The organism is Bacteroidota bacterium, assembly GCA_039111535.1.
GTDB lineage: Bacteria > Bacteroidota > Rhodothermia > Rhodothermales > JAHQVL01 > JBCCIM01.
The window spans coordinates 1-8742 of record JBCCIM010000238.1 but is presented as its reverse complement, the minus strand read 5'-3'; the positions used below and the strand labels follow the sequence as shown (position 1 = coordinate 8742).

Sequence of the window (8742 nt, the reverse complement as noted above, 5' to 3'; positions counted from 1 at the left end):
GCGGAGAAAAGTCTTTCATGTCTACGGGTGCAGATCAAAAGTAAAATACCATCAATGGCAAACAGTGGTCTATTGATGGACAATTTCGCTAGACTACAGCTGCAAGTACGCGTCTGAGTATCTCGAACGAGCGCCCCTGGCCATAGCGCGTATTGTATGCTGCGCTTTGGGTGATAACAACCATCTGTTCGTTGGGGAAAACGTAGATTTTATTGCCGCCATTGCCTGAGGCAAAGAAGTAGTTGAATGCCCGTCCATCTACTTCAAGTGTATGCGTATACCATGAGTAGCCGTATCCGTCATAGCCATTCCATGGGACAGGGTACAGCGCTCCAACGGATGCTTCAACCCAGGCCTCGGGCAGCACCTGCCGGCCTTGCCAGCGTCCGCCATCGAGGTAAAGCTGGCCGATCTTGGCCATGTCTCGTCCGCGCATATAGAGGTTGCCCTGGCCCACGGTGCGTCCGCTGGGGGTTTGGGCCCAGTAGTAGTCATCGATGCCGAGTGGACCAAAAAGCCACTGTTCAGCAAACGCTGCGAGGGTTAGTCCTGAGGTCTCTTCAACAGCAGCGCCGGCAAGAAAAGAACTGGCAGAAGAGTAGGTCCAGCCGGTATCAGGAGTCCGTGCCATGGGGAGGTCAAGGACAAAGCGGACCCAGTCGGGTGTTACTTCCATTTTGGATTCATAGCCGGGGGACGTGTCATCATCAGCGTCAGCATCAATGCCGGAAGTCATCGTGAGGAGGTGTTTGATGGTAATGGCCTGCTTGTCTGCGCCGTCGTTGGCAACTGGGCTGTAAGTGGGGAAGAGAGGCAGCGCCGGCGTATCGATGCCGGGGAGAAAGCCTTCTTCTATCGCGATGCCCACAAGCGCTGAGGTAATGCTTTTGCCGGCTGACCGCATGTCGCGCAGTGAGTCGGGGCCGTGTCCGTTGAAGTATTGCTCAACAACAAGCGCCCCGTTTCTCGCAACAACCAGACTGCTGAAGTCAGCGTGCTCGTCTTCCTCAATGAATGTGATGGTCTCCGCTATCAATGCAGGGTTAAATCCCGCTTCGTCTGGCGCCGCCATGGTCCACCCATCAACAGCTTGTGATGTCGGGGGGAGTTGCTGGGTGCATCCGCTGAGGATGAGAGCAAAGAAAAGGAGCAGGCGCATAAGGAGAGGCTGGTGTTAGGTGGCTAAAGTGGCAGGGGCTGGATGTAAGGCAATGCTAATATAATCCAAGTGTGCCATTAAATCTTGTGAAGCACCTTGTTAGGATTCGATGGTTTCGATTTCAATGCCACGGTCCAACATCCTGTGCGCAGGACATTGGGCTGCACGCATCAAACGGGCCTGGTCATGCGGACTGAGGTTGCCTATGAGTTTGATGGACTTGGTGATCTTGTCTTTCTTGTGTCCTGTTGCGTTGTTGATCTTGTTATAGCTGCACTGCACTTCTGCGCCGGCCAGGGCAAGGTTGTGCCGGTCAGCATACTGGCGCAAGGTAATGGCTACACAGGCTGCCAAACCAGACAGGATGTAGTCGTAGGGATCAGGGTGTTGGTCTTGTCCGCCATAGGCCTCTGTCTCATCACATTTAAATTGATGGGCCCGGACTTCAAGATCGGTTATGATTCCAGATGCACCAACACGGGCTGTTGCAAATTTCGGGGAGGCGTTGTCAGGCATGGAGCGGTTGCAGGCAGGTGAAAGGAAAGATGAGGCAAATCTAATGATTTAAGGGGATCGTGAACGCACCTATCCCTGGTGAATCAACACATATCGTACGGGTTTATGTCTTTCATGCGCAAGGCGGAGGGTAGCAAACCCGACAGCCAGGAAACTGACAATTCCTACCTGTAAAGTTGCTTCCTGGTTTTCATAATGTCTTGCATGGATCCTGATTGTTCACCGTGTACCCGGCGCTGTCGGGATATACCGAAATTTCTCGTGCAGGCGTGCAACCACTGGTCCACAGCAGCACAGCAAGTGCAGCAACGCGGCCGGCATTTAAAAGCCAATGAGCCATTAGGGTTTATGTTTTAAAGCGAAGTGTAGGTATCTAAGCCAGACACTGTGATCTGGCGAAAAGACATGCTCCATTTCTATCGAGAGGATTCTAGCAAAAAGTTGTGCACAATTTGAGCTGCCGGGGCGCTATGGATTTTAAATCCGACATGAGAGATTTTTATGGATTGTTTGGCATCCTCTCCTTGCACGTGGAAGTAGCCATCAGCATCGGTAGCCATGGCCTCTACTGCATTAAACAACACGCGTGCATTTGCCAATCCCTGCGTTTCACCGTTGATATAGCCATAGACATATCCCGCGAGCGTATAACTGTTTGTAACCGGGTCGACAAAACCATGCGTTATCTTTAAGGTCAGCTCCGGATCACAATTGGGATTGTCACAACCCTCGGACGATGCATAAGTATTATTCGTTGGCTGGCTTGCCGTGCAGCCGAGTAACAGAAATATCAAAGCCAGGTATCTCATCGGAAACGCAAGTTCAGTAGCCGGGGAAGGAATGTTTGCCTATAACATATGACGACATATCCAGACAGTATGTTCACATCGATGGTGTGCAAGCCTGGTCAAAAAAACAACAAAACCCATTCTCAAGACTCTATTTAGGTAGTCGGTTATGCATTACCAACTGGTAAAAACATAACTTGTACCCTTTGTCACACTTGAATGCCCATATGCGATACCTGTGTCTCTTGGTCCTCCTTGTCGGCTGCGCACCAAAACCCGACGTTGCACCCGAAGAAAAACCTGGCGCAATCTCCCTCATCTTTGGCGCACATCCGGATTTCAGACAGAACCTGCCCGAAGGCATCGCGCAGTATGTAGACGACCATCGGATTAAACGGAGCCTCCGGCCCAATCAGACCGGCGATACGCTTACCATTTTTACAAACCGGGAGGTACTTGAACTAACGCATACCTATCCTTATCAGGATGATGAAGATGGCCCTGTGACGTACTCGCTGCTTCACTTCATTGTGCAGCAAGGTGATACGGTGCGGTTTACATACGACAGGTTTAAACCCCACGCCGAAGTACTCAATAGAGCGGTGCTGCCGTATGATTTAAACTATAACCTGGCATCGTGGGAGGAAATGTATGAACGTAAGGTGCCGGTTCGACTCTACATGTTTGAGTTTGCGTTTGACCCGAACTGGACCAAGGAAGAAGAGGAGGCAAACTTCCTGAACCATGTGACCAGTGTCACCCAGCAGGACCTGGACGAAACAATGCGCGAGAATATCTTTCTCGACTCGCTCTTCAACGCATCGCTAATCTCAGAGGAAGCGTTTACCTATCACAAAACCATCAATTATTTCAGGTTGATGGACCGGGACATGAAAAGGGAGCGCGTAGATCGATACGTTAATCAGCCGGCAGCCGAGGCAGTGGGGGAGATGGATGGAATCCAGTCAGCTGATTATATTCCACAACTAAGTATCGAGGCGTTGGCATTCATGGGAAGCATGAAGTATGCGCTGAGCGATTACATGGCGTATCGTTTTCAAATACCAACTGTGACCGAGACCTACGACGGGTCCGGTTTACGGTATCCGGATTACCCCATTAAATTTGACTCTACCCTGGCGGCTGAATGGCTGTCGCAGGAGGTGAAAGAGTCGCTGCTTATGGATGACCTGAAAGGCATTATGGAGCAATATCCGGTTGCCTATCGGTTTCGGTATTTGAGCAAGTTCAAGGAATTTGTTTCTGATACGACGATGGTTAACCACATCACTTCGGAATATGCTATGGATGCCGGCGAAGAAGAGGAGATTATACTGGAAGACCGCGATGGCTCTACTCAAACGTTTTCTGAAGTACTTGCCATGCATGCCGGCAAGGTTGTGTATGTGGATTGGTGGGCCGCCTGGTGTGGTCCTTGCATTCAGGCGATGCCCGAGTTACACGCTCTGGAGGATTCATTTTCGGGGAAAGAAGCTGTTGTCCTGTACGTCTCGATCGATGAAAAACATGATTACTGGCAGGCGGCAGCTGACACGTTGCTTCCTGATGCTGTAACAACCAGCTACCGCGTGTCTAATAAGTTTGTGTCGAAGCAGTTTGAGATGTATAACATCCAATACGTCCCGCGTTATTTCCTGATCGACCGCGAGGGCAAGGTTATCAAAGATTACGCACCGGGGCCGGCTGATGCTAGCTTAATGGAAATGGTTGCAGCGCTACTTGTGACTGAGCTTTAATCTATAGGGATTTGAGGGCAGCATAACCTTTTTACTTGGTTGCCTGCCCCACATAAATGCCGCGTCCGCTTGGGCCGCCTTCCTGGTGCGTCACCTCAAACCCTGTTGCAATGAAGCTGTCCATCATCTGCGCTTTTGTAAACAGTGTCAGCTGATGTTTTTCACTAAACGAAGTGATCCCCTCTGCATTGCCAAGGAGGTACTCGAAGTGCAAAATCGATGTAGTGTCTTTTAGCTCCGTATAACTCATACGGCTTACGCTAAGATCTTCCGTCTCTGAACTGTGCAAAAATACTTTCTTGTCGGTCAGGTACCCCGGGGCGAACCACGGCTCTATAATCAAAATGCCATCAGGCTTCAGGTGTGCCTTGAAAGAGGCCATGGCCTCGTGCAGGCTTTCCAGTCCGTCCATATAGCCGATCGAACTGAATAAGCAGAGCAGCACATCGTAACGTTTGTCCAGGTTGAAGCCTTTCATGTCTGCTACTGCAAACTGACCACCTGGATGTTTACCCCTGGCGATTTCTACAAAACCTGGCTCTATATCAATCCCGTCAACGTGGTAGCCAAATTGCGCAGCCAAATGGAGGGCATGCTCGCCGGTCCCGCAGCCGATATCGAGGATAGTTCTGGCTGCCGGCATGTGATCTGTGATCAGGTGGTGGATTTGCTGCACCTCAACCGCATAGTCTTTGAACTGGGCATAAATGAGGTCGTAAAGTTCAGCAGATTTGTCAAACATGACTAAACTTGGTGTTGTTTTGCGGCGTTCTTCTCATCCTGCATACAGCATGACATATAGCGCCATCGCCAGTGCTACCAAAAATGCTATAATAAAGAAGGGACGACCGCCCGAGGTCAACTGTTTTATCATGAGCGCACGCTGCGTTTTCCTTTCTTCCTGGCAGTTGAAGCAGGTATGATTTTCGGGCGAGATGAGATGCCGGCAGTTTGGGCAAGGATAAGCGCCGGTACCCTTGGGGCGTTCTCTGAGAGGGACCATAGCCTTCTTACTGAAAAGTTTTTTGAATTATCAGATACACGATAGGGAATAATTTCCTTTCTCTCACTACTTTGCTGTGGCTAGACAAACCCAGGCTGCTGTTATATGATTGGATTCTTTCGGAAGCTACGCAAAAAACTCCTTCAGGAAGGAGAACTCAGGAAATATCTGGTTTACGCGTTTGGTGAGATCATTCTAGTGGTTTTGGGCATCCTCATCGCTTTACAGGTCAACAACTGGAATATAGAACGGCAAACGCAACAAGAGGCCGCGGACATTCTTGTAACTGTGCTCGACGAGATGACAGCGAATGCGCAAATCGTCAGCGGCTGTCAAGCTGAGCTAGGTAATCTTGTTCGCGCTGCAGATTCGCTAAGGACCCTGACAGGGGCAGACTATTCAAATCTGGCGATAGAAAGTGCAACATGGTTACTTGGTAGTGTCGGTGCCGTGGTTAGATGCCCTGTACAAACTGACGTGATTGATGAATTAAGAAGCTCGGGTAATTTGAGGCTGATTTCGGATGCTGACCTGAGGCGAGCCATTGGCCGGTGGACAACAGCGCTTAAAGAATTGGGCCGCGAGGAAGATGAATGGTCTCGAGAGTTTTCAACGCAATACTATCCTTACACGGCTAAGTGGATGTCGTGGGAAGAATTCGAATACTACCTGAACCCTGACAATCCCCAGTATTACAAGGCCAGAAAAGCCGTTGATCCCAGGCCTGTTTTGCATGAGTTGGAGTTTGCCAATCTGCTTGCATTGCACTACTGGCGGATGGGTAGAATTGAGGACAGACAAGCGCCGCTCATGCAAAGAACCACGGAAATCAGCGTGCTGATTCAAAAAATACAGGATGCGTCCTAGACCGATCATATTGCCTTAGGCCATTCCTGCCGGCAGTTGCCTTGCCTGGCTCCATTGCCTTGGCGATTGGCCGTACATCCGTTTAAATTCCCGGCTGAATTGAGAGGAACTCACGTAGCCCACTTCCATGGCTGCTTCGTTCACGTTCATGCCTCCGGCAATTCGCATGGCCGCTTTGTTGAGCCGCATTGACTTCACAAACTGAATGGGTGACATCGAGGTGGCCTGCTTGAACTTGCGGTGCAGCACGGCACGGCTCATGCCTATTTGCTCAGCCATGTCTTCGATGGTGACTGCCTCTTCGAGGCGGGCTGACAAATACGCAATGGCTCGCGCAATTTCATTGCCCACGCCAAAGGCGCGCCTGGCGGAATCGCCAGCGCTGCCCTTCAAAATGGCGTAGTAGACTTCCCGGAGCCGGCTGCTCCCGAGTACGGCTGCATCGGCCGGACTATCTGCCAATTGTAGGAGCCGCAACAGCGCCCCAGAAAATGCATGATCCCACGGAGCAAGTGCAATCCCGGGTGGGAGGGGGCCACCCTTGGGCGTTCGAATGGCCCCTGCTGCGCTTTCCATCTCAATTGCCAGGTCAGTCATCATGCGCGTATCCAGCGCGATGTACACGCCGAGCAACGGGTTGTCTGGCGAAGCAGCGGGCGTGCCGGCTTCTACTGGCATCGACATGGTGCAGCACATGTATTGACTGCTGTCGTATTTATAAGACTTGCCATTCAATATGGCTTCCTTGGTCCCGCTCACAATAGCTACTACAGAAGGCTCGTAGACAGCAGGGGCACAGCGCATCGACTCGGTAACGCGGAAGAGTTGCACCCCCGTTATCCCGGTTTCTATCATGCCCTCTTCGGAGGCGTTGTTCTCGATGAGGGTCTTTATTTGATGTTGGCTCATACAACAAAGATACCCCGGTAAATCACGCATCACAATAGATGCGATACAATTAGGCATGTTTTAGCGACTATTTAGTCTGGTTTTACGCGGCTGTGAGAGTTATCGTTACTTCCGGTCAGGAGATTGTTGGACTGGCAGAGACGCAGAAGTTGTTGAACAGATCATCAACGTGCAAAAAAAGACGTAAAACATGGCTATCACAAATAGATTTGGATCCAAGGGCTGGACCCCGGAGCGCATAAGCTCCCTTGAGGGGAAGACCTACCTCATCACGGGTGCTAACAGTGGAACAGGATTCGAAGCGTCGAAGATACTGTTGTCCAAAGGGGCAAAAGTAGTGATGCTGAACCGTAATCCTAAAAAATCAGCTGACGCCATCGCGGCGTTAAAACAGGAGCTTGGCAGTGATGCAGATGTGTTGTTTATACAAATGGACCTGGCGGAACAGGCTTCTGTGCGAAAAGCGGCGGATGAGGTCCTTAAGACGCTGCCTCGCATTGATGCGCTTATCTGTAACGCCGCCATTGCCCAGGTGCCCAAGCAGCAGTTCACCGTTGACGGTTTTGAAAGCCAGCTAGGCGTGAACCACTACGGCCATTTCCTGCTACAAGGGTTGCTCCACCCACGGCTGGAAGAATCGAAAGGCCGCATTGTGGTTGTGGGTAGTATGGGGTATAACCTGGGCATAAAAACCATCCAGTTCGATGATATAAACTGGGACAAGAACTACCACGCCAATAATGTCTACAGCCAGAGTAAATTGGCGCAGATCATGGCGGTTTATGAATTGCAGGATAGATTGAAAAAAGCCGGTAAGAACGATGTGCAGGTATACGCCTGCCACCCAGGCGCCTCGTCCACCTCGTTGATTACAACAAGTGGTAGTTTAATGATGCGGTTTGTTTGGTATCTGATGACGCTGTCTCCATTTGTGCAATCCGCAGAGAAAGGCGCTTACCCTGAGTTGATGTGTGCTACAGAACCAGACCTGGACCAAAAAGGGTTTTACGGCCCTACAGGACGCGGCTATTGGACAGGTCCGGTTGGCGAGTGTAACTTGGAGCCACACGCGAAGGATAAACCTGTAGCAGAAAAGCTGTGGGCGTTATCAGAAAAGGAGACCGGCTTTAAATGGAATTTATGAGCCAGCGCGTCGAGATAAACAAAAAAATGATGGTATGGACATTCTCAAAATAGCAACCGATTGGGCAAAAGCTGAAGTGTTTTCGTCAGCGTTTTTCATCCTTTTTGGCATCCTCTTTTTGTTGGGCAGCCTTGGGTTCTGGCAATGGGGTAAAACCGAGGTAGCGAAGGTATTTACTGTGCCGACATTGGTAGCCGGCGCGTTACTGCTGGTTATCGGCATAGGGCTGATTTACTCCAACAAATCAAGGCTCGCCAATTTTCCAGGAGCCTATGCGCACGATGCAACAGCGTTTGTGCAATCAGAAATAGTGCGAGCGGAGAAAACGATGCAAGAATACCAAAACATCGTATTTAAAGTCATTCCCTTTATTATTGTAGCCGCTGCATTGCTGATCGTATTTGTCGACAAGCCAATCTGGCGCGCCATCGGCATTGTAACCATTGCAATGATGGTGGCTATTTTATTGGTAGATACCAATGCACACGCGAGAATTGAAGCGTACCATCAACAATTAATGTCGGTTGAAAAGCAATAGGTCGACTGAGGAGGTGTGGGTTTTGCTGTATGTTGAAAGGAGTTGGCCTACCGTCCAATTT

The 8742-nt window shown here is 50.3% G+C and carries 9 protein-coding genes; 4 read left to right on the top strand and 5 right to left on the bottom strand.

Going from position 1 to position 8742, the window contains the following annotated elements; all coding sequences use genetic code 11:
- Positions 1-88 precede the first annotated feature (88 nt).
- The 3 genes from AAF564_24080 to AAF564_24070 form a co-directional block, all read right to left on the bottom strand.
- The gene (locus tag AAF564_24080; GenBank protein ID MEM8488649.1) at positions 89-1159 is read right to left on the bottom strand and encodes a serine hydrolase; all 1071 of its coding nucleotides are present in this window, start codon (positions 1157-1159) and stop codon (positions 89-91) included.
- 99 nt (positions 1160-1258) lie between these two features.
- Positions 1259-1675: an OsmC family protein gene (locus tag AAF564_24075; protein ID MEM8488648.1), complete on the bottom strand. Its 417-nt coding sequence runs from the start codon at positions 1673-1675 to the stop codon at positions 1259-1261.
- A 416-nt stretch (positions 1676-2091) separates the two neighbouring features.
- Positions 2092-2484, bottom strand: a complete 393-nt coding sequence (locus AAF564_24070; GenBank protein ID MEM8488647.1) for a hypothetical protein — start codon at positions 2482-2484, stop codon at positions 2092-2094.
- 206 nt (positions 2485-2690) lie between these two features.
- Between AAF564_24070 and AAF564_24065 the strand changes: the two genes are divergently transcribed.
- The gene (locus AAF564_24065) at positions 2691-4220 is read left to right on the top strand and encodes a TlpA disulfide reductase family protein (protein MEM8488646.1); all 1530 of its coding nucleotides are present in this window, start codon (positions 2691-2693) and stop codon (positions 4218-4220) included.
- A 31-nt stretch (positions 4221-4251) separates the two neighbouring features.
- Here AAF564_24065 and AAF564_24060 read toward each other — a convergent pair whose 3' ends face one another.
- Complete coding sequence (locus AAF564_24060) at positions 4252-4962, bottom strand: class I SAM-dependent methyltransferase (GenBank protein ID MEM8488645.1); 711 nt, start codon at positions 4960-4962, stop codon at positions 4252-4254.
- A gap of 366 nt (positions 4963-5328) precedes the next feature.
- On the opposite strand from AAF564_24060, the gene AAF564_24055 reads away from it, so the two are divergent.
- Entirely contained in the window at positions 5329-6090 is a 762-nt protein-coding gene (locus tag AAF564_24055; protein MEM8488644.1) for a hypothetical protein, read from the top strand.
- A 15-nt stretch (positions 6091-6105) separates the two neighbouring features.
- Here AAF564_24055 and AAF564_24050 read toward each other — a convergent pair whose 3' ends face one another.
- On the bottom strand, positions 6106-6999 hold the full coding sequence (locus tag AAF564_24050; GenBank protein ID MEM8488643.1) for an AraC family transcriptional regulator: 894 nt from the start codon (positions 6997-6999) through the stop codon (positions 6106-6108).
- Between the two features lie 190 nt (positions 7000-7189).
- On the opposite strand from AAF564_24050, the gene AAF564_24045 reads away from it, so the two are divergent.
- Positions 7190-8143 (top strand): SDR family oxidoreductase, encoded by a 954-nt coding sequence (locus AAF564_24045; GenBank protein ID MEM8488642.1) that lies wholly within the window; start codon positions 7190-7192, stop codon positions 8141-8143.
- Between the two features lie 34 nt (positions 8144-8177).
- Positions 8178-8681 (top strand): hypothetical protein, encoded by a 504-nt coding sequence (locus AAF564_24040; GenBank protein ID MEM8488641.1) that lies wholly within the window; start codon positions 8178-8180, stop codon positions 8679-8681.
- Positions 8682-8742: the final 61 nt, after the last annotated feature.

What these genes read in the sequence shown, in the direction of transcription:
- AAF564_24080 (MEM8488649.1), bottom strand. Translation starts at nt 1,159, where the DNA reads ATGCGCCTGCTCCTTTTCTTTGCTCTCATCCTCAGCGGATGCACCCAG.
- AAF564_24075 (MEM8488648.1), bottom strand. Translation starts at nt 1,675, where the DNA reads ATGCCTGACAACGCCTCCCCGAAATTTGCAACAGCCCGTGTTGGTGCA.
- AAF564_24070 (MEM8488647.1), bottom strand. Translation starts at nt 2,484, where the DNA reads ATGAGATACCTGGCTTTGATATTTCTGTTACTCGGCTGCACGGCAAGC.
- AAF564_24065 (MEM8488646.1), top strand. Translation starts at nt 2,691, where the DNA reads ATGCGATACCTGTGTCTCTTGGTCCTCCTTGTCGGCTGCGCACCAAAA.
- AAF564_24060 (MEM8488645.1), bottom strand. Translation starts at nt 4,962, where the DNA reads ATGTTTGACAAATCTGCTGAACTTTACGACCTCATTTATGCCCAGTTC.
- AAF564_24055 (MEM8488644.1), top strand. Translation starts at nt 5,329, where the DNA reads ATGATTGGATTCTTTCGGAAGCTACGCAAAAAACTCCTTCAGGAAGGA.
- AAF564_24050 (MEM8488643.1), bottom strand. Translation starts at nt 6,999, where the DNA reads ATGAGCCAACATCAAATAAAGACCCTCATCGAGAACAACGCCTCCGAA.
- AAF564_24045 (MEM8488642.1), top strand. Translation starts at nt 7,190, where the DNA reads ATGGCTATCACAAATAGATTTGGATCCAAGGGCTGGACCCCGGAGCGC.
- AAF564_24040 (MEM8488641.1), top strand. Translation starts at nt 8,178, where the DNA reads ATGGACATTCTCAAAATAGCAACCGATTGGGCAAAAGCTGAAGTGTTT.